This is a genomic window from Pseudomonas sp. MF6747 (genome assembly GCF_963890955.1).
In the GTDB taxonomy this organism is placed as follows: Bacteria; Pseudomonadota; Gammaproteobacteria; order Pseudomonadales; family Pseudomonadaceae; genus Aquipseudomonas.
Genome location: NZ_CAWPSZ010000052.1, coordinates 89,040 through 109,605, shown reverse-complemented (window position 1 = coordinate 109,605; position 20,566 = coordinate 89,040). Strand labels below are relative to the sequence as shown.

At 61.9% G+C, this 20,566-nt stretch carries 13 protein-coding genes; 4 read left to right on the top strand and 9 right to left on the bottom strand.

What is annotated here, in order from left to right; genetic code table 11:
• Nucleotides 1–12 precede the first annotated feature (12 nt).
• On the bottom strand, nt 13–342 hold the full coding sequence (locus tag AACW30_RS29135; RefSeq protein ID WP_106577582.1) for a YceK/YidQ family lipoprotein: 330 nt from the start codon (nt 340–342) through the stop codon (nt 13–15).
• A gap of 179 nt (nt 343–521) precedes the next feature.
• On the opposite strand from AACW30_RS29135, the gene AACW30_RS29130 reads away from it, so the two are divergent.
• Complete coding sequence (locus AACW30_RS29130; protein WP_200624013.1) at nt 522–2,606, top strand: TonB-dependent receptor family protein; 2,085 nt, start codon at nt 522–524, stop codon at nt 2,604–2,606.
• 100 nt (nt 2,607–2,706) lie between these two features.
• Here AACW30_RS29130 and AACW30_RS29125 read toward each other — a convergent pair whose 3' ends face one another.
• From AACW30_RS29125 to glnE, 8 genes are all read right to left on the bottom strand, one after another.
• Nucleotides 2,707–4,158 (bottom strand): lipopolysaccharide kinase InaA family protein, encoded by a 1,452-nt coding sequence (locus tag AACW30_RS29125; protein WP_200624012.1) that lies wholly within the window; start codon nt 4,156–4,158, stop codon nt 2,707–2,709.
• Nucleotides 4,158–4,910, bottom strand: coding sequence for a lipopolysaccharide kinase InaA family protein (locus AACW30_RS29120; RefSeq protein WP_200624011.1), 753 nt, complete (start codon nt 4,908–4,910; stop codon nt 4,158–4,160). Before AACW30_RS29120 ends, AACW30_RS29125 begins: the two co-directional genes overlap by 1 nt.
• Nucleotides 4,907–5,641, bottom strand: coding sequence for a lipopolysaccharide kinase InaA family protein (locus AACW30_RS29115; protein WP_119737986.1), 735 nt, complete (start codon nt 5,639–5,641; stop codon nt 4,907–4,909). The genes AACW30_RS29120 and AACW30_RS29115 overlap by 4 nt, the downstream gene beginning before the upstream one ends.
• Complete coding sequence (gene rfaP / locus AACW30_RS29110; protein ID WP_106577577.1) at nt 5,641–6,447, bottom strand: lipopolysaccharide core heptose(I) kinase RfaP; 807 nt, start codon at nt 6,445–6,447, stop codon at nt 5,641–5,643. The genes AACW30_RS29115 and rfaP overlap by 1 nt, the downstream gene beginning before the upstream one ends.
• Nucleotides 6,444–7,568, bottom strand: coding sequence for a glycosyltransferase family 4 protein (locus AACW30_RS29105; RefSeq protein ID WP_200624010.1), 1,125 nt, complete (start codon nt 7,566–7,568; stop codon nt 6,444–6,446). Before AACW30_RS29105 ends, rfaP begins: the two co-directional genes overlap by 4 nt.
• Entirely contained in the window at nt 7,568–8,629 is a 1,062-nt protein-coding gene (gene waaC, locus AACW30_RS29100; RefSeq protein WP_106577575.1) for a lipopolysaccharide heptosyltransferase I, read from the bottom strand. The genes AACW30_RS29105 and waaC overlap by 1 nt, the downstream gene beginning before the upstream one ends.
• A 1-nt stretch (nt 8,630) precedes the next feature.
• Nucleotides 8,631–9,665 (bottom strand): lipopolysaccharide heptosyltransferase II, encoded by a 1,035-nt coding sequence (waaF, locus tag AACW30_RS29095; RefSeq protein ID WP_106577574.1) that lies wholly within the window; start codon nt 9,663–9,665, stop codon nt 8,631–8,633.
• 219 nt (nt 9,666–9,884) lie between these two features.
• Nucleotides 9,885–12,824, bottom strand: coding sequence for a bifunctional [glutamate--ammonia ligase]-adenylyl-L-tyrosine phosphorylase/[glutamate--ammonia-ligase] adenylyltransferase (gene glnE, locus AACW30_RS29090; RefSeq protein ID WP_200624009.1), 2,940 nt, complete (start codon nt 12,822–12,824; stop codon nt 9,885–9,887).
• A 383-nt stretch (nt 12,825–13,207) separates the two neighbouring features.
• Between glnE and aceE the strand changes: the two genes are divergently transcribed.
• From aceE to AACW30_RS29075, 3 genes are all read left to right on the top strand, one after another.
• Nucleotides 13,208–15,853, top strand: coding sequence for a pyruvate dehydrogenase (acetyl-transferring), homodimeric type (aceE, locus tag AACW30_RS29085; protein ID WP_124416260.1), 2,646 nt, complete (start codon nt 13,208–13,210; stop codon nt 15,851–15,853).
• An 11-nt stretch (nt 15,854–15,864) separates the two neighbouring features.
• Nucleotides 15,865–17,523 (top strand): dihydrolipoyllysine-residue acetyltransferase, encoded by a 1,659-nt coding sequence (gene aceF / locus AACW30_RS29080; RefSeq protein ID WP_200624008.1) that lies wholly within the window; start codon nt 15,865–15,867, stop codon nt 17,521–17,523.
• Nucleotides 17,524–17,841: 318 nt separating this feature from the next.
• Nucleotides 17,842–20,535 carry a putative bifunctional diguanylate cyclase/phosphodiesterase gene (locus AACW30_RS29075; RefSeq protein WP_124416259.1) on the top strand — a complete coding sequence of 898 codons (2,694 nt, stop codon included), beginning with the start codon at nt 17,842–17,844 and terminating at the stop codon, nt 20,533–20,535.
• Nucleotides 20,536–20,566 lie beyond the last annotated feature (31 nt).

Below are 20,566 nucleotides of genomic sequence, written 5' to 3'. Positions count from 1 at the left end.
GCACAGCCTCGCTCAAGAACCGCCAGGGCGCCAATAGACGCTGATGTTGCCGTCGTTTGCCTGGCGATAAATCGTGTAGGGCAACACAACGGTATCGGCAATGCCGGACGCTGCAATGTCCAGCAGCACGAAGGGTATCAGTATGCCGGTTGGATCGGGAGCCGCGTGCAGCGCGCAGAAATCAAAGGCCACGCCACTGTAAACGCGGGGTATGGACTGGCAGTACGTTTTGATAAGCCGCAGCTCACGCGCGGTGTCGCCGTCTTTGCGAATGACGCTGTTGACGGTCCCACAACCGCCCACCAGCAGTGCGGCAATACCCATTGCAGCCGTGATTTTCATTGTGATTGTCCTGTGATCGCCAACGGCCGGCCACGCTATCAGCGAAAGGTCGGATCCCCCACCCAAGCGCATCGCCAAATTGCGTGCGAAAAATCCGAAATGGCAAAAACTCAGCATTTCACTAAACTCGCGCCCTTTTGCGCGTTTATGTCTTATGCGCCACGGATTCGGGCTGCCCCATGAAAACCCTTGCTCGCCTCACCCTATTGCTGCCAAGCCTGTTCACCTTGTGCGACACCGCCCGGGCTGAAGACGCAGCGCTGGTCCTCGACCCCAGCGTGGTAACCGGTTCACGCAGCGCCAGCCCAACGTTCGACCTTCCGTATTCGGTCGACAGCATCAGCCGTGAGCAGATCAGCGAGGGCCAACTCGGCATCAATGCCTCCGAAGCCCTGTCCCGCGTGCCTGGCCTGGTGGTGCAGAACCGTCAGAACTACGCGCAGGACCTGCAGATTTCCTCACGCGGCTTCGGTGCGCGCTCGGCGTTTGGCGTGCGCGGCATCAAGCTGATCGCCGACGGCATCCCCGCCAGCACTCCGGATGGCCAGGGCCAGGCCGCCACGTTCAACCTCGACACCGCCGAACGCATCGAAGTGCTGCGCGGCCCGGCCGCCACGTTGTATGGCAGCAATGCCGGCGGCGTGATCCAGATGTTCTCGCGCGATGGCGAAGGCCCGCCGCGCATCGGCGCCGAAACGCTGGTGGGCAGTGACGGCCTGAACAAGAACCACCTGACGGCCGAAGGCGCGGCGAATGGCGCCGGTTTTGTACTCGACGCCTCGCGCATGGACACCGACGGCTACCGCGACCACAGCAGTGCCCGTCGTGACCAGACCTTTGCCAAGCTGAATGTCCAACCCGATGACGACAGCAAACTGGCACTGATCTACAGCAGCCTGGAGCAAAACGGCACGCAAGACCCGCTGGGCCAGACCTGGGCCGCGTACAAGGCGGACCCGCGCTCGGTAGCACCGGCCGCGCTGCAGTACAACACGCGAAAAAGCATCGATCATCAGCAATTGGGCCTGAATTACGAGCGCTATATCGGTGATGCCACGCTGCAGGTGAATGCGTATACAGGGCGGCGCAGTGTGATTCAGTACCTGTCGATTCCCGGCGGAACGGCGTCAGACAAACGCGGCGGCGTGGTGAACTTCGACCGCACACTCTACGGCGGCTCCGTCCACTGGCTGCAGCCGATCACCAGCGTTCCCGGCGACCTGACCCTGATCACCGGCCTCGACTACGACCGCAGCCAGGATGATCGCCAAGGCTACTCCAACACCCTCAACGGCGTGCACGGCGTCAAAGGCGCGCTGGGCCGCGACGAAATCGACACCGCCACCAGCCTCGACCCGTTCGTGCAGGCCAACTGGCTGCTGGGCGACTGGACCCTGCAAGCCGGCCTGCGTCACAGCACCATGAAGATGGACGTGGACGACCATTTCCTCAGCGACGGCGACGACAGCGGCAACAAGACCTACCAGAAGAACACCCCGTCAGTGAGCGTGATGTATGCGTTCACGCCGGACCTGCATGGCTATGTGAGCGCAGGCAAAGGGTTAGAAACCCCGACCCAGGCGGAGTCGGCGTATTCCAGCAGCTCGAACGGCTTCAATTTCGCGCTCAAGCCGTCGGTCAGCAAGCAGTATGAAATGGGGCTCAAGGCCCGGATCGGCCAGGACACACGCGTGAATGCTGCGGTGTTCCAGATCACCACCGATGACGAACTGGTCGTGCAGCAATCCAGCGGCGGTCGCACCACCTACCAGAACGCCGGTCGCACCTTGCGCCGTGGTTTCGAACTGGGCCTGGAAAGCCAATTGACCGAACAGTGGAGCACCCACCTCGCCTACACCCGCCTGCAAGCCACCTATGACAGCGACTTCGTCAGCGGCGCCAGCACGGCGGTCGACAAAGGCAACTACCTGCCCGGCGTCCCCCAGACCACGCTCTTCGCCGAGCTGAACTGGAAACCACGCGACTGGGTCAGCACGGCCCTTGAAGGCATGTACCGCAGCAAAGTCTACGTGGAAGACACCAACCAGCAACGCGCCGCGCCGGCCTACAGCGTGTTCAACTGGCGTGCGCGCTTCGAGCAGAAGGTCGAGCACTGGACCTTCCACCAGACCCTGCGCCTGGATAACTTGCTGGATCGCCAGTACGTGGGTTCGGTGATCGTCGGCGACGGCAACTTCCGCTATTACGAAGCGGCGCCGGGAAGGTCGTGGTACGCGGGGGCGGGGGCTGAATATCAGTTTTGATCAGCCAGCGCGGCGCCTGGGCGCCCGTCATCGCGGGCCAGCCCGCGCCCACATCAACCTGTAGGAGCGGGCTTGCCCGCGCTAGAGCCGAAGGCCCGTCTTAACTGGCGGCGCCGATCGCTTTGGGCAAACGCTGATCGATCAGTTGGTACAGCGCGCTGCTCTCGGGCCAGTTGCGCATAAACCGCGCGCGGTCCTTGGCATACGCCGGCGCGAAGCTGGCGAGTGAACTGTGCTGACACATGGCGTCCAGGTCGATCAAGGCCCAGCGGTCTGCATGCCAGAACAGGTTATGGCCTTTGAAGTCACCATGACTGATGCGCTCACGAATCAGCTCGGCAAACAGATGATCCAGCGCCAGCAGCTCATTTTCTGGCGCATCACCGCGCTCAACGTACGGCGCAAAACGCTCGATGATGTCCGGCCCCGGCAAGTATTCAGTCACCAGGTACGCCCGACTGCGCAGCCACAAAAACCGCTTCTCCAACACCGCCAGCGGCTTGGGCGTAGCAATCCCCAGAAACGCCAGGCGGTTGCCTTCGCGCCACGAATGCCAGGCGCGGCTCGGGCGCCAGAAGCGCTTGAGCCAATGGGCAAAACCCTTGATGTTGTAGCGCTTGATCACCAGCGGCCGACCGCCCACCTCGACCTTGCCCACGCTGGCGGCCCCGCCGGTTTTGTACAGGTGGCCCTGATCCAGCAATGCATCGGCCTGCTCCAGCACCGGCAGCATGGCGGCCTCTTCCTCACGGCGAATGGCGCGCAAGGCAAAGGCGCCACGCACGACACTGAACAGCGTGCAGTCGCGGCCAACCTTGTTCAAAAAGTCCTTCAAGCGCCAGGCGCTGACCTTGCGCACCTGCTTTTCGAGCGCTTCCAGCGGCACGGCGTGCTCGCCATTGCTCAGCAGGTAATAGACCAATAATTCTTCGGTAAAGGGTTCGAGTTTTTTCGGCAACTGTGCAAAAAACACCCCGAGGTTTTCCAGTACCCGGTTGCGCGACAGCGGCTTGCCTGCGGCTTCGACACGAATGCCGGCGCCGTCAATCAGGTACAGCTTGCCGTCCTGACGCAGCAGGTTGTCCAGGTGCAGGTCTTCCTGCCACAGCCCTTTGGCATGCATGTGGGCAATCGCCCCCAGCGCCTCGGCGAGCACGGCTGTTTGTTCGTCCGCCAGCGGCGGCAAGTCTTCAACTGCTTGCCAGGCATCGGCGAGGCTCTGGGCGCCTTCAATGAAGTCGAACAGCAGCCAGCCGCCCTCGCCTTCCTGCAAGCCATCGGCCAACAGCTGCGGCGTGGTCAGGCCTTGCTGGGCGAGCAAGCGTACGCCGCTGAGCTCGCGCTGAAAATGCCGCGCCGCCTTGCTGCCCACCAATAACTTGGCCAGCACCGTACGCCCGCGCCAGACGCCGGCGCCCACATAACGCTCGCCCGGCAACACACGCAACAGACTGAGCAGTTGCAACTGCCCCGGGCCGGCGGCATCTGCCAGTTCGATGGTCAGCGGCAGGCTGGGCGTGCGGCCGGCTTTTTTCAGCTCGGACAAACGCATCAGCGGTTCTCCTTGTGGCTGCGACGCGCCGTCAGCCGTTCAAACCAGGCGCCCACCTTTGCGCTGTTTTCAGGCTCTGCCAGGTAGGCCGCCAGCAACTGCCGCACCTGCGCGTCCGTCCACTGCGGCGCGCGGCGCAGCAGCGGCTCCAGGTCTTTGACCCGGTCACGCTGGCCGAACAACAGCGGGCGGGTTTTCTCCAGGTCGATCAGCTGCGCGGCGTAACCGTCGCCCAAGGTCTGCAGAAAAATATGCTTGGGATAAAAACAGCCATGTACCTGACCTACGCTGTGCAGATGACGGGCCAATTGACCGCAGGCCAGCAGAATTGCGCGGTGCTGGGCGTCAGTCAGTTGCGACCACTGCTCCAGCAACGAATCCAGGTCGTTCCAACCGTCCAGGGCACGGGTCAGCAACATCGCGCGGTGCTCGCCGTTGACCTTGCGCTCACCGAAAAAAGCGGCCTGCAACGCCGGAATACCGAGTTTCTGATAACGGCTGATATTGCGAAATTCGCGCGCAAAGGTGGGCTCGCCAAACGGCTTGTGCAGCGTGCGTGTCAGGTAGTTGCTCTGGCGCTTGAGGTAGTAACCCTGCCCTTCAAGCTCCAGGCGAAACACGCTGCTCCAGCCACCCTTGCTGGTATTGGGCTCATCCACCGCGTCCAGTTGCCTGGCCCACAGGGCGTCAAAGGTTGCCAGACCGTGGCGCTCCAGCAGAGCGCGGTCTTCGGCCGCCAGGAAATCACTCATTCGCGTCCCTCGAAAAACTTCACCACGTGGCGAATTCGCTGTTTGTCTGACGCCGTCAGGTGCGTGCGTTGGCGGTATTGCATGTAGAAGCGCAGGCGCTGCGTGGCCGACAAGTGATACTTGGCGACCTTGTCCAGGCAGGCCAGGTCCTTGGTAATTCGGTACTTGAGCCAGAAACCGCGCCAGAAATCACCGTTGGGGCAATCGATGAGGTACAGGGTCTGCTGGTCGTCGACCAGCAGGTTGCGCCACTTCAAATCGTTATGGGTGAAGCGATGCTCATGCATGGTGCGCGTGTATTCGGCGAGCTGGCGACTGATCACGCTGACCCAGTTGGGGTCTTTCAAGCGCGGATCTTTGCGATCAGCCAGCACCGACAAGTCTTCAGTCTTGGGCAATTCGCGGGTGATCATCGCGCCCCGCGCGTAGGCCAGGCCTTTGCGTTCCAGCCCCCAGGCCACCACGTCGGCGGTGGGAATGCCCCACTTGGCGAAACGCTTGAGGTTCTGCCATTCGGACTTCACCCGAGGCTTGCCCAAGTAGCGGCGCAGCCCCTTGCCGGCACCGACGTAGCGCTTGACGTAGTAATTGATCCCGCCGCGCGCCACCCGAATCACTTCCGACAACGGGTCGCGGGTCAGGCGCTCGCCTTGCAGGGCGAATACCGCTTCAAGGCTGCCGAAATCATCCGCCAGGGCGGCATAAGCAGGTTCCAGGTTCCAACCCGCCATCAGAGCGCATCCCCGTAGCGTTGTTTACGTGCATACAGCTTGTCGGCCTTGGTTTGCAGCCACTGCAACAAGGCATTTTCTTCAGCGAGGATCTGGCGCAACGGCTGCTGGAAGTAGCCTTTGAGGAAGCGCAACTTGTCACGACGCGTCAAGCCGATGTCCAGCGCCGAGAAGTACAACGCGGCCAGGTCTTTGTCGCGCCAGCGATGACTGATCTTGTCGCGGGTCTGGGCGCGGTGCAGGTCGATCACCGACAACTTGAAGGTGTCAGCCGTCACCGGCGTATCGGTGTGCAACAGGAAGTGGCAGATGTAGCAATCGCGATGGTTGACCCCACCGCGATGCATCATGCCGGTCATGCGCGCCACTTCGGCGATCAGCGCGTGCTTGAGGCGCGGCGCGGGCGGCTGCTTGAGCCAGTCGATGCTGAAATCTTCCAGGCTGACAGTCGGCGCCAGTTCTTCAGTGATGATGAACGAGTGCTGGTCGGCCGGGTTGCTGCCGCGCTCGCCGTACGCCACCGCGGTCATGGTCGGCACGCCGATCTCCTGCAAGCGCTGGATGGCCTGCCACTCCTGGCCCGCACCGAGCACCGGCAGCTTGGCGGTGACCAGATTCTTGACGATCTCGCCCCAGCCGATGCCACGGTGGATTTTCACGAAATAGCCACGCCCATCCACCTCGGTGCGCAAGGTGCGCCGGGCTTCAAGTTCGCGGTACACCTCGCCTTCCAGCCGCTCGACTTCGGCGAAGGCATCACGCCCGGCCCAGAGGGTCTTGAACGGTTCGGCAAGCATCAACTTCATCGTTTTGGCTCCGCCAGAATCACATCCGCCGCGTGCTGCGGCATGCTGTAGAGGTCGGCCGTCTCGGCGTACGCCAACCCATTGCGGCCCCAGGCCGCACGCTGTGCAGTGTCGGTAAGCATGCGTGTCAGGTAGTGGTTGAGCTGCGTTTGATCGAACGGCTCGTCCAGCACCAACCCACTGTCGGCCTCACTGATGTAATGGGCGTAACCACACACCGCCGAGACCAGCACCGGCAAGCCGGCCACCAGGGCTTCGAGCAACACGGTGCCGGTGTTTTCGTTGTACGCCGGGTGGATCAACAGGTCGGCGCCCAGCAGGAAACGCGGAATATCGCTGCGCCCTTTGAGGAACTGCACGTTATCGCCCAGCCCCAACGTAGCACTCTGCAATTGGAATACTTTGGGGTCGTCCTGGCCAATTACAAATAGACGCGTGCGTTTTTTCAGTTCCGCCGGTAAGGCGGCCAGGGCCTTGAGGCTGCGATCAACGCCCTTGGTCTTGAAGCCCGAACCGATTTGCACCAGCAGCAAGTCGTCGTCGGCGAGCTTGAATTCCTGGCGGAAACCTTCGCGGATTTCGGCGGCATTCGGCGGCGCGCGGCGGTCTTGGGCGATGCCCGGCGGCAGCAGGTGGAAACGTTCCAGCGGGGTGTCGTAATGCTTGATGAACAGCGGTTGCTGCACTTCAGAGATCATCAGGATTTCAGTCTTGGCGTCCTTGGCGAACACCGCGCGCTCGTACTCGGCAAAGTGGCGGTAACGGCCAAAGCTTTTGTACAGCGAATGACGCAGGTTTTGCGCCTTGTCTTCAAAGCAGCCATCGGCGGCGTAGTACACGTCCAGGCCGGGCATTTTGTTGAAGCCGATCAGACGGTCCACCGGGCGTTTGGCCAGGTCGGCTTCCATCCAGGCGCTGAGCTTTTCATTGCGCCGATGGTTGAAGAACGCCTTGACCGGCGCCACCAGCACTTCGAAGCCCGGCGGAATGTCGCCTTCCCAGATCAGCGTGTAGACACGAATCTGATGGCCGCGCTGCTGGCACTCCAGGGCGATGCGCATGAAGTCGCGCTGCAGGCCACCGAAGGGAAAATATTTGTACAGAACAAAAGCCAGTTGCATCAGTGCAGCTCCTCAGCCAGTAACAACGTGCTCAGTCGGCTTGCCACACGCTCAGGGTTCAGGCGCGTGAAGCACAGGGGCGACTCGCGCTTGATGTCGAACCGACGCAGGTCGTCGGCCGTTGGTTGATAGGTACAGTGTTTTTGCAGGCACGGCGCGCACGGGAAGTCGCTGGCCAGATGAATCTGGCCCTTGCCATAGGCGCCGGTCAGGCCGGGGTTGGTGGGGCCGAACAGGGAAATGGTCGGCACGTCCAACGCAGCGGCCAGATGGCCAAGGCCAGTGTCCACCGCCACGCAGGCACGGGCGCCGGCCAGCACGCGGGCCACGCCGGCCAGGTTGAGCTTGGGCAGCACTTCGGCGTTTTGCAGGCCATGGGCCAGGCGCTCGGCACGGGCTTTTTCGTCGGCATTGCCCCACGGCAACTTCACGTCCACACCCAGGCGGCCCATGCGCTCGGCCAGCTCGCGCCAATAGGCTTCGGGCCAGTGCTTGGTGTCCCAGGTGGTGCCGTGCAGCAACAGCACAAAAGGTTTTTTCGGCGGCAGGCCGAGCAGCTTGTCGGTGCTCAGGCCGTAGTCGCCCAACCCCTTGGGCAGGTCGTAGCCCAGCGCAACGGCGAACAGCTGGCGCAAACGCTCTACCGCATGCTGCCCACGGGCCACGGCCAGGCGGCGCGAGTAGAAACGCGCAGCGATGGGTTCGCGTGCAGAATGCTTGTCGAAACCCGCTACCGGAGCGCGCACGTAGCGCGTCAGCCAGGCACTTTTCAGCAGGCCTTGGGCGTCAATCACCAAGTCATACTTGGTCGACTGAACACGCTGCTTGAACCGTCGCCACTCGCCGCTCTTGATGGTTTGCCAGATGTTTTTGCGCCAGCGACGAATCGCCACCGGAATCACCTGGTCCACCGCCGGGTGCCAGGTGGGGATCTCGGCAAAGCCTTCTTCCACCACCCAGTCAAAGCGAATGCCGGGGATCGCCCGCGCCGCGTCGGTCAGTGCCGGCAAGGCGTGGATCACGTCGCCCAGGGATGAGGTCTTGACTACCAGTACTCGCAAACTAACGGACCTCGACCACAGAGCCTTGCAACCGCTGCAACGCGTCGCTGACCGGTTGCGGCAGCAGTTGGCGCAGGCAATTGTAGTGGCCGAAACGGCAGGTACGCTCAAAACACGGACTGCAATCCAAGCCCAGGCGCACCACTTCGACCTTGTCGGCCAACGGCGGTGTGAAGCCAGGCGAGGTCGAGCCGTACACCGCCACCAGTGGGCGATTCAACGCGGCAGCCACGTGCATCAGGCCGGAGTCGTTGGACACCACCGAGTCGGCGCAGGACAGCAGGTCGATGGCTTCGGCCAGTGACGTGTCGCCGCTGAGGTTCACCGCTTCTTCGCGCAGCCCAGGGATCAGGCGCTGGCGGATGTCCTCGCCCACCGAGTGATCGTTTTTCGAACCGAACAACCACACCTGCCAGCCTTCGCGAATCTTCATCTCGGCGACTTTGGCGTAATGCTCCGACGGCCAGCGCTTGGACTCGCCAAACTCCGCGCCTGGGCACAGCGCCAGCACCGGACGGTCGAGCATCAGGCCGAACTTGGCCAGGGCCGCGTCACGGGTCACCGGGTCGATCTGCAAGCTGGGGCGCGGGTACGGCGTCGGCAGGTCGGCACCTGGCTCGTAGGCCAGGGCCATGAAGCGCTCGATCATCAGCGGGTAGCGTGCTTTGTCGAGGGTGCGCACATCGTTGAGCAAGACGTAGCGAAACTCGCCGCGCCAGCCGGTGCGTTTGGGGATGCCGGCGAAATACGGCACCAGCGCCGACTTGAGCGAGTTGGGCAACAGGATCGCCTGGTCGTACTGGCCGACCATGGATTTGCCGATGCGCCGGCGCGTCGCCAATTCGAGGGCACCGTGGCCGAGCGGGAAGCTCAAGGCCTTGCGCACCTGGGGCATGCGCTCGAGGATCGGCCGGCTCCACTCGGGGGCGAGCACGTCGATTTGGCAGTCGGGATGACGCTGTTTCAGGCACTGGAACAGTGTCTGCGCCATCACCATGTCACCGACCCAACTGGGCCCAACGATCAGAATATTCATGTAGTTTCCACAAACGATGCGGGGAGGCTTATGCCTCCCCGCATCGATAATTATCCCAGGTTGCGGTAGCCACGGAACCGCTTTGTGTGAGAGCGGGCTTGCTCGCGAAAGCATCACCGCGGTCCGCCAGACAGACCGCAGCGTCTGCTTCGCGAGCAAGCCCGCTCCCACACAAGGCTGGTTTCCACATTAGATTGGCATCGCTCAATTAATCGAGTATCAGCTTAACCCCAGCGCCTGCCAGATTCGCATCACCTGGCGCCGTTCGTCGGCGAACTGATCCCCGGCTACCGTGCCAGCCTCATTTTGCAAGGCCTGGCGGTGCGCGGCGGAACGGTAGGCTTTATACACCTCGCGCAGCAGATGGGCATCGGCGGCGGGCATCAGCCCGGCCTGCTCCAGGCCCTCCAGAATGCGGATATTGTCGGTGTAGCGCAGCAACGATGGATGTTGCGCAGACCACGCCAAAGCCGCGTATTGCACCATAAATTCAATATCGACGATACCTCCGGCGTCCTGCTTGAGGTCGAACACCACCGTGGGCTCAAAGGCATTGGCGCCGGTGCCGGCCGCCGTAGACCGGGTGCCCAGGTTGTCGCGCATCTTGGCGCGCATCTCGCTGACCTCCTGGCGCAGCTTGGCCAGGTCACGCTCACGCCCCAATACCCTGGCGCGTACGTGCTCGAACGCCTGGCCCACATCCTGACTGCCCACCAGCACCCGCGCGCGGATCAGCGCCTGATGTTCCCAGGTCCAGGCCTCATTTTGCTGATAGCGCTCGAAGGCTCCGAGTGAACTCACCAGCAAACCGGACGCGCCGGATGGGCGCAGGCGCATGTCGACCTCATACAGCTGGCCGGAGTTGGTCTGGGTGGTCAGCAAGTGGATGATGCGCTGGCCCAGGCGCGTGAAGAACTGCGCGCCGTCGATCGGCTTGGCGCCGTCAGTCTCGGCCTGCGGGTCACCGTCGTGGATAAACACCAGGTCCAGGTCGGAACCATGCCCCAGCTCGATGCCGCCAACCTTGCCATAACCGACAATGATGAACCCCGGGTCGCACAGCGTACCGTCAAGCCGCTGCGGCGAGCCGTGGCGGGCCACGGTCTGGCGCCACGCCAGGGCCAGTACTTGTTCGAGAATGGCTTCGGCAAGCCAGGTCAGGTAGTCGCTGACTTTCATCAGCGGCAGGCTGCCGGCGATTTCCGAGGCGGCCACGCGCAGACGGTGAGCCAGCTTGAAGTGGCGCAGCGCCTCCATCTGCTGCTCAAGGTCATCCTCAGGGATGCGCGTGAGGCGCTCGCGCAGCTCGGCGGCGAGTTCCGGCGCCAACGGCGGCTTGAACAGGCGGCCTTCGTTAAGCAGTTCGTCGAGCAACAGCGGGAAGCGCGTGATCTGTTCGGCGATCCACGGGCTGGCGGCGCAGAGCGTGAGCAGACGGCGCAAAGCGTCGGGGTTTTCCGTGAGCAGCACCAGATAAGCGGAACGGCGGGCGACGGCTTCGACCAGCGGCAGTACACGTTCAAGCACCAAATCCGGGTTGGCATGTTCAACCGCCTGGGCCAGCAGACGCGGAATAAAGGCATCCAGCCGCTCCCGCCCCAGGCGCTGCATGGCACGCAATTGCGGGCTGCCGCGCAAGCCGGCCAGGGCTTTGAGGGCTTTGGGCGCGTCGGTAAAGCCACCTTCCTGCAATTGCAGGCGAGCGGCGTCTTCGTCCTGAGACTCTTCCCACAGTGGCAGCCACTCGCCGCCTACGACCAACTCACTCTCTGCGCCTTCTTCTTCGTCAGGGTCGGCGATGACCTGGCGGAAGTGCCAATCCACCCGACCACGCCAATACATCAGGCGCTCATGGAACGCGGACCAATCGGCAAAGCCCAGCATAAAGGCAATGCGCGCCTGATCTTCCGGGGTGTCCGGGAGCATTTGCGTCTGGCGGTCGGCGATCGCCTGGATCGCATGCTCGGTGTAACGCAAGAATTCGTAGCCGTTGCGTAACTCGGCAATCACTGCCGCAGGCAAATAACCCTGCCCTTCGAGCGTGCCGAGCACCTTGAGCAATGGCCGTTGTTGCAGGCTCAGGTCGCGGCCGCCGTGGATCAACTGGAACGCCTGGGCGATAAATTCCACTTCGCGGATGCCGCCCGAGCCCAGCTTGATGTTGTCGGCCATGCCTTTGCGCCGCACTTCCTGCTGGATCAGCTGCTTCATGGTGCGCAGCGCTTCGATGGCCGAAAAGTCCAGGTAACGCCGATAGACGAACGGGCGCAGCATATCCAGCAGTTGCGCACCGGCCACCTGGTCACCGGCAACCACGCGCGCCTTGATCATGGCGTAGCGTTCCCAATCACGGCCCTGGTCCTGGTAGTACTGTTCCAGCGCGTTGAAGCTGAGCACCAGGGCGCCAGCCGAACCGTAGGGGCGCAGGCGCATGTCGACGCGGAACACAAACCCGTCGACCGTCATCGGGTCGAGCGCCTTGATCAGTTTTTGACCAAGCCGGATAAAAAACTCCTGGTTATCCAGCGCGCGCTTCACGCCCACCGTCTCGCCGCCCTCGGGGTAGGCGAAGATCAGGTCGATATCAGAGGACAGGTTCAGCTCCACGGCGCCGAGCTTGCCCATGCCGAGGATGACCATGTGCTGGGCTTCGCCGCTGCGTCGGCCGGTGGGTGTGCCAAATTGCACGCAATGGCGTTGGTACAGCCATTGGTAGGCTTGGTCGATGCTGGCGTCGGCCATGTCGGAAAGGTCGCGACAGGTTTGCACCAGGTCGGCCTGGCGCGTCAGGTCGCGCCAGATGATGCGCACTTGCTGGCGGGTGCGCTGGCGACGCAGCACGCGACCCAGCTCATCTTCTGTTTCTGCCTGTTGCACGGCGCCGGCGATCTGACCGCACAGCTCGCCGGGCGCAAAGCCGCGGTCCAGCTCGCCCCAGGCCACCAGCTCGAGCAACATCGAAGGGTCACGCAGGCTCTGTTCAATGACAAAATCACTGGCGGCGCACACGCGGGCGAAGTCAGCCCACCGTTGCGGCGTCCATGCAGAAAGTCCATGATCGTCGTCCAGCGCGGCCACTGCGTCACGAAATGACTGCTCGGCCCGCTGGGCAAAAGGCAAGAGAATGGCCGGTAATGGGGCCAGTGTTGGAAGGCTCATGGTCTATCCTTGATCGGCGCGTAAAAGGCTTGTTGCTGTGAACGCAAGAACCACGCTCGGTGAAGGACTGTCGAACAAAGGTTATAAATAGCTGAAATTAAATTAATCTTGGCAGGCAACATCAAACTTTCACCTTTTCTTGTTCGCAAAAGATCAACAATAACGATTATGCTCACCAGCCAGACCGAGCAATCCACTCGGTCTTGTGTAGTTTTACTACTCGTATATACATTCGAAAGGCTGAAATGGCCGACGATTTGTAGTAAAACTACAGGACGCCGAAGCAACCTTCGGCCATCCAAGAATTTATGTCGTCTGCCCACAAGGCCAGTCGCAAACTTCAGGCAACCGATTCTGGTAGCCTTTCCGCCCTGGAGCAAGCCATGCAAGACCTCGATCCCGTCGAAACCCAGGAATGGCTGGACGCCCTGGAATCGGTTCTCGACAAAGAAGGCGAAGACCGTGCTCACTACCTGATGACCCGTATGGGCGAACTCGCGACCCGCAGCGGCTCGCAATTGCCTTACGCCATCACCACGCCATACCGCAACACCATCCCCGTTACCCACGAAGCACGCATGCCTGGCGACCTGTTCATGGAACGCCGCATTCGCTCGCTGGTACGTTGGAACGCCATGGCGATGGTAATGCGCACGAACTTGAAAGATTCTGACCTGGGCGGTCACATCTCCAGCTTCGCTTCCAGCGCAACCCTGTATGACATCGGCTTCAACTACTTCTTCCAGGCCCCGACCGACGAACACGGCGGCGACCTGATCTACTTCCAGGGCCACACTTCTCCAGGCGTTTACGCCCGTGCGTTCATGGAAGGCCGCATCACCGAAGAACACATGAACAACTTCCGCCAGGAAGTGGACGGTAACGGCCTGTCGTCGTACCCGCACCCTTGGCTGATGCCTGATTTCTGGCAGTTCCCGACTGTGTCGATGGGCCTTGGCCCGATTCAGGCGATCTACCAGGCACGTTTCATGAAGTACCTGGAAGCGCGTGGCTTCATCCCTGAAGGCAAGCAGAAAGTCTGGTGCTTCCTGGGCGACGGCGAGTGTGACGAGCCGGAATCCCTGGGCGCCATCTCCCTGGCTGGCCGCGAGAAGCTCGACAACCTGATCTTCGTCATCAACTGCAACCTGCAGCGCCTCGACGGCCCGGTTCGCGGTAACGGCAAGATCATCCAGGAACTCGAAGGCGTGTTCCGCGGTGCTCAGTGGAACGTGACCAAAGTGATCTGGGGCCGTTTCTGGGACCCACTGCTGGCCAAAGACGTCGACGGTATCCTGCAGCGTCGCATGGACGAAGTCATCGACGGCGAGTACCAGAACTACAAAGCCAAAGACGGCGCGTTCGTCCGTGAACACTTCTTCAACACGCCTGAACTCAAGGCAATGGTTGCAGACCTGTCCGACGACGAGATCTGGAAACTCAACCGTGGCGGCCACGACCCGTACAAGGTCTACGCGGCGTACCACGAAGCGGTCAACCACAAAGAACAACCGACCGTCATCCTGGCCAAGACCATCAAGGGTTATGGCACCGGTGCCGGCGAAGCGAAAAACACCGCGCATAACACCAAGAAGGTTGATGTTGAAAGCCTGAAGCTGTTCCGCGACCGCTTCGACATCCCGGTCAAGGACGAAGAGCTGGAGAACCTGCCGTTCTTCAAGCCGGAGCCAAACAGCGCCGAAGCCCGCTACCTCAGCGAGCGTCGCACTGCACTGGGCGGTTTCGTGCCACAGCGCCGCGCCAAGAGCTTCAACATTCCGACGCCGCCACTCGATACCCTCAAGGCTATCCTGGACGGCTCGGGCGACCGTGAAATCTCCACCACCATGGCCTTCGTGCGCATCCTGGCGCAGCTGGTCAAGGACAAGGAAATCGGCTCGCGTATCGTCCCGATCATCCCGGACGAAGCCCGTACCTTCGGTATGGAAGGCATGTTCCGTCAGTTGGGCATCTACTCCTCCGTCGGCCAGCTCTACGAGCCAGTCGATAAAGACCAGGTGATGTTCTACAAGGAAGACAAAAAGGGCCAGATCCTCGAAGAAGGCATCAACGAAGCGGGCGCCATGAGCTCCTTCATCGCTGCCGGTACTTCGTACTCCAGCCACAACCAGCCGATGCTGCCGTTCTACATCTTCTACTCGATGTTCGGCTTCCAGCGTATCGGCGACCTGGCGTGGGCAGCAGGCGACAGCCGTACCCGTGGCTTCCTGATCGGCGGTACTGCCGGGCGGACCACGCTGAACGGCGAAGGCCTGCAACACGAAGACGGTCACAGCCACATCCTGGCTGCCACCATCCCGAACTGCCGCACCTTTGATCCAACCTACGGCTATGAGCTGGCGGTGATCATCCAGGACGGCATGAAGAAGATGACCGAAGAGCAGCAGGACGTTTTCTACTACATCACCGTGATGAACGAGTCCTACCAGCAGCCAGCCATGCCGGCCGGTGTCGAGGAAGGCATCATCAAGGGCATGTACCTGCTCGAAGAAGACACCAAGGAAGCGGCGCACCACGTACAGCTGATGGGCTCCGGCACCATCCTGCGCGAAGTGCGTGAAGCGGCCAAGATCCTGCGTGAAGAGTTCAACGTCGGCGCTGACGTGTGGAGCGTTACCAGCTTCAACGAACTGCGTCGCGACGGCCTGGCAGTGGAGCGTAACAACCGCCTGCACCCAGGTCAGAAGCCAGCGAAAAGCTACGTCGAAGAGTGCCTGGCCGGCCGTAAAGGTCCAGTCATTGCCTCTACCGACTACATGAAGCTGTTTGCTGAACAGATTCGCCAGTGGGTCCCGTCCAAGGAATTCAAAGTCCTGGGCACCGACGGTTTCGGCCGCAGTGACAGCCGCAAGAAGCTGCGTCACTTCTTCGAAGTTGACCGTCACTTCGTGGTGTTGGCAGCCCTGGAAGCCTTGGCTGACCGTGGTGAGATCGAACCTAAGGTGGTGGCTGACGCTATCGTCAAGTTCGGGATCAACCCGGAAAAACGCAACCCACTGGACTGCTGAGGAGATTTTTTGTGAGCGAACTCATTCGCGTACCTGACATCGGCAGCGGTGAAGGTGAAGTAATCGAGCTGTTTGTGAAGGTCGGCGACACCGTCGAAGCCGACCAGAGCATCCTGACCCTGGAATCGGACAAGGCGAGCATGGAAATCCCTGCTCCCAAGGCCGGCGTGGTCAAAAGCCTGAAAGTGAAGCTGGGCGACCGCCTGAAAGAAGGCGACGAACTGCTGGAACTGGAAATCGAAGGTGCCGCTGACGCGGCCCCTGCGCCAGCGCCTGCTGCCGCTGCAGCACCCGCACCGGCTGCTGAAAAGCCTGCCGCCGCTGCCGAGGCGCCTGCAGCCCCGGCCGCTGCTCCGGCTGAGGCCTCTGTTCAGGACATTCACGTCCCGGACATCGGCTCGTCGGGCAAGGCCAAGATCATCGAGCTGCTGGTCAAGGTCGGCGACACCGTCGAAGCCGACCAGTCGCTGATCACTCTGGAGTCCGACAAGGCCTCCATGGAAATCCCATCGCCGGCGGCCGGCGTGGTGGAAAGCATCGCGGTCAAACTCGAAGACGAAGTCGGCACTGGCGACTTCATCCTCAAGCTGAAAGTACAAGGCGCTGCGCCGGCTGCTGCTCCAGCACCGGCTGCGGCCGCTCCTGCTGCAAAAGCTGACGCGGCTCCGGCTGCTGCTGCTGCCGCCCCTGCACCTGCTGCAAAAGCCGAGGCCGCTCCGGCCCCTGCTGCTGCCGCACCTGCGCCAAGCGGTGCCAAGGTTCACGCCGGCCCAGCCGTGCGTCAGCTGGCCCGTGAGTTCGGCGTTGAGTTGAACGCTGTGTCGGCCACCGGCCCGCACGGTCGCGTGCTCAAGGAAGACGTGCAGGTTTACGTCAAGGCCATGATGCAGAAGGCCAAGGAAGCTCCGGCTGCCGGCGCTGCTACCGGTGGCGCTGGTATTCCGCCGATCCCGGTCGTGGACTTCAGCCGCTTCGGCGAAACCGAAGAAGTGCCGATGACTCGCCTGATGCAAATCGGCGCGTCGAGCCTGCACCGCAGCTGGCTGAACATTCCGCACGTGACCCAGTTCGACCAGGCCGACATCACCGACCTGGAAGCTTTCCGCGTTGCGCAGAAAGCCGTGGCCGAGAAAGCTGGCGTGAAACTGACCGTGCTGCCTCTGCTGCTCAAGGCGTGCGCGCACCTGCTCAAGGAACTGCCGGACTTCAACAGTTCGCTGGCGCCAAGCGGTAAAGCGATCATTCGCAAGAAATACGTGCACATCGGTTTTGCAGTTGATACCCCGGACGGCCTGCTGGTGCCTGTGATCAAGAACGTTGATCAGAAGAGCCTGCTGCAACTGGCTGCCGAAGCTGCTGCACTGGCCGCCAAGGCCCGTGACAAGAAGCTGACCGCAGATGATATGCAGGGCGCCTGCTTCACTATCTCCAGCCTCGGGCACATTGGCGGCACTGGCTTCACGCCAATCGTCAACGCGCCGGAAGTGGCGATCCTGGGTGTGTCCAAGGCCACTATCCAGCCTGTGTGGGACGGTAAAGCGTTCCAGCCGAAGCTGATGCTGCCGCTGTCGTTGTCCTACGATCACCGTGTGATCAACGGCGCCGCCGCTGCACGCTTCACGCAGCGTCTGAGCCAACTGCTGAACGACATCCGCACCATCCTGCTGTAAGCCTCAAACGGGCCTCCCTTTCACCGGGGAGGCCTGGCTGCACCGATTTCCGAGCGCCACGCTCGTACCTCAACCCCGCCAACTGGCGGGGCTTTTTTTGGCCTGCTTTTTTGTCGGGGCAAGGGGCGTAGCGCCTGCGTCAATGCGCCACCCATCACCTGGATTGTAGAAACCGCTCCCGCGGCCGATAACAGCCATATAGCACTTAGCCTTCATCCTCTCTTGTCAGTGCGTGCTGCATGATGCAACCTTGCCGCAGGCGACAGTAAAGAGGGCGTGAGCCCGGCGCCGTGCGCATTTTTCCAAGCGAGTTTCCCCATGAAAAGCCAACCCGATGTCGCCCGTATGGCGGCCGAGGTAGTGACGCAGTTACCGGTGCCTTCGCGCCTCGGCATGCTGCGTTTCGAACGGCTTAATGAGGCAAGCTGGGCGCTGCTGTACCTCGACCCCAATTGCGAGCGCCAATTTGGTCTGCCGGCGGTTGAGCTGTGCGCCCTGGTCGGCACGCCCTATGCCAGCCTGATGGAACCGCAGGCGCGCTACCAACTGCACGACGCCATCCAGCAACAACTGACCCAGAGCCCGCATTACCTGGTGCGCTACACCTTGCATACCAGCGACGGGCCTTTGAGCCTGCTGGAGATGGGCGAGGCCTACAAACAACACAATCGTCACCTGCTGCGCGGCTACCTGATGGTGGTTGACGGGCTGTTCAGCGAAATCCCCACTGCCGCCCCGACCGCAGACCTGGAAAACCAGAACAGCCGCCTGCAGATCGCCCTGGAACTCAACCAGCGTGCCCAGCAGGAACAGTTGCAGCATCTGGAGCGTGTGCGCGCCCAACAGGAGCTGATCCTGCTGCTGGCACGCCAGCGCTACACCACGCCCAACTCGCTGCAGGAAGCCGCCGAGCTGATCACCCGCAGCGCGTGCGACATCTACCAGATCGATTGCGCGAGCATCTGGAACCTTGAAGGCCAGCGCCTGGTGCCGATTTCGGCGTACCACCGCGACGACCAACAGCATCACTTGCCTGAAGCGATCGACGCCAGCGGCTTCCCGGACTACCTGGAAGCCCTGCACTCGAGCCGCGCCATCGACGCCACCCACGCGTTGCGCGACCCGCGCACCCGGGAAATGGCCGAAAGCCTGCGCGCCAAGGACGTGCACGCGATGCTCGACGCGAGCATCCGTGTGGACGGCCAAGTCATCGGCGTGCTGTGCCTGGAACAAAGCGGCAGCTCGCGTGCCTGGCAGGCGGATGAGATCGCCTTCGCCGGCGAGCTGGCGGACCAGTTCGCGCAAGTGATCAACAACCACAACCGGCGCACCGCCACCAGCGCGCTGCACTTGTTCCAGCGGGCTGTGGAGCAAAGCGCCAACGCGTTTCTGCTGGTCAATTGCGACGGCGTGGTCGAGTACGTCAACCCAAGCTTTACCGCGATCACCCAGTACAGCGCCGAAGAAGTCCACGGCCATCGACTGGCGCAGTTGCCAGCCCTGGAAAACCTCAGCGAGTTGCTCTTCGATGCACCGTCGAGCCTGGCCAAAAGCAACAGCTGGCAGGGTGAGTTCAAGAGCCGACGCAAAAACCTCGAACCCTACTGGGGCCAGCTGTCGATTTCCAAGGTGTATGGCGACAACCGTGAGTTGACGCACTACATCGGCATCTACGAAGACATCACCCAGACCAAGCTGGCCCAGCAGCGCATCGAGCGCCTGGCCTACACCGACAACTTGACCAACCTGGGCAACCGCCCGGCGTTTATCCGCAACCTGGATGAGCGCTTCGCGCGCGACAGCGACAGCCCGATCAGCCTGTTGCTGGTGGACATCGACAATTTCAAGCGGATCAACGACAGCCTCGGCCACCAGACCGGCGACAAGTTGCTGATCAGCCTGGCCCGGCGCCTGCGCAACAGCCTGAGTGCCAGTGGCAGCCTGGCGCGGTTTGCCAGTAACGAGTTCGCGGTGTTGCTCGACGACACCGACCTGGAGAGTGGCCAACAGGTTGCCAGCCAGTTGCTGGCAACCCTCGACAAACCGATGTTTGTCGACAACCAACTGATCAGCGTCACCGGCTCCGTGGGCCTGGCCTGTGCGCCGCTGCACGGTCGCGACCCGCAAACCCTGATGCGTAACGCCGGGCTGGCCCTGCACAAGGCCAAGGCCAACGGCAAACACCAGGTACAGGTGTTTACCGAGGCGCTGAACGCCGAGGCCAGTTACAAACTGTTCGTGGAAAACAACCTGCGCCGCGCCCTGACCCAAAACGAGTTGGACGTGTTCTACCAGCCCAAGCTGTGCCTGCGCAGCGGCCGGCTGCTGGGCATGGAAGCACTGTTGCGCTGGAACCATCCGGAAAAGGGCATGATCCGTCCCGACCAGTTCATCAGCGTGGCGGAAGAAACCGGGCTGATCATCCCCATCGGCAAATGGATCGCGCGCCAGGCCTGCCGCATGAGCAAGCAATTGAGCGCCGCCGGCATGGGCAATTTGCAGGTGGCGATCAACCTGTCGCCCAAGCAATTCTCCGATCCGGACCTGGTGGCCTCGATTGCCACCATCCTCAAGGAAGAACAGTTGCCCGCGAACCTGCTGGAGCTGGAGCTGACCGAAGGTTTGCTGCTGGAAGCCACCGAAGACACGCGCCTTCAGCTGGACCAGCTGAAGAGCTTTGGGCTGACCCTGGCCATGGATGACTTCGGCACCGGCTATTCGTCGCTGAGCTACCTGAAGAAATTCCCCATCGACATCATCAAGATCGATCGCAGCTTTATCCACGAAATCCCGGACAACCAGGACGACATGGAAATCACCTCGGCAGTGATCGCCATGGCCCACAACCTCAAGCTCAAAGTGGTGGCCGAGGGCGTCGAAACCTCCGAGCAACTGGCCTTCCTGCGCCGGCATCGTTGCGATGTGGGCCAGGGCTATTTGTTCGACCGGCCGATCCCCGGTTCAGAGCTGCTCGAGAAGCTTAAACGTTACCCGCGCGGGCCAATCGCCTGACAGCGCTGTAACACTCGGGCACACTGGCTGT

What these genes read in the sequence shown, in the direction of transcription:
- AACW30_RS29120 (WP_200624011.1), bottom strand. Translation starts at nt 4,910, where the DNA reads ATGAGTGATTTCCTGGCGGCCGAAGACCGCGCTCTGCTGGAGCGCCAC.
- AACW30_RS29115 (WP_119737986.1), bottom strand. Translation starts at nt 5,641, where the DNA reads ATGGCGGGTTGGAACCTGGAACCTGCTTATGCCGCCCTGGCGGATGAT.
- aceE (WP_124416260.1), top strand. Translation starts at nt 13,208, where the DNA reads ATGCAAGACCTCGATCCCGTCGAAACCCAGGAATGGCTGGACGCCCTG.
- glnE (WP_200624009.1), bottom strand. Translation starts at nt 12,824, where the DNA reads ATGAGCCTTCCAACACTGGCCCCATTACCGGCCATTCTCTTGCCTTTT.
- AACW30_RS29135 (WP_106577582.1), bottom strand. Translation starts at nt 342, where the DNA reads ATGAAAATCACGGCTGCAATGGGTATTGCCGCACTGCTGGTGGGCGGT.
- AACW30_RS29075 (WP_124416259.1), top strand. Translation starts at nt 17,842, where the DNA reads ATGAAAAGCCAACCCGATGTCGCCCGTATGGCGGCCGAGGTAGTGACG.
- AACW30_RS29105 (WP_200624010.1), bottom strand. Translation starts at nt 7,568, where the DNA reads ATGCAACTGGCTTTTGTTCTGTACAAATATTTTCCCTTCGGTGGCCTG.
- AACW30_RS29125 (WP_200624012.1), bottom strand. Translation starts at nt 4,158, where the DNA reads ATGCGTTTGTCCGAGCTGAAAAAAGCCGGCCGCACGCCCAGCCTGCCG.
- AACW30_RS29130 (WP_200624013.1), top strand. Translation starts at nt 522, where the DNA reads ATGAAAACCCTTGCTCGCCTCACCCTATTGCTGCCAAGCCTGTTCACC.
- waaF (WP_106577574.1), bottom strand. Translation starts at nt 9,665, where the DNA reads ATGAATATTCTGATCGTTGGGCCCAGTTGGGTCGGTGACATGGTGATG.
- rfaP (WP_106577577.1), bottom strand. Translation starts at nt 6,447, where the DNA reads ATGAAGTTGATGCTTGCCGAACCGTTCAAGACCCTCTGGGCCGGGCGT.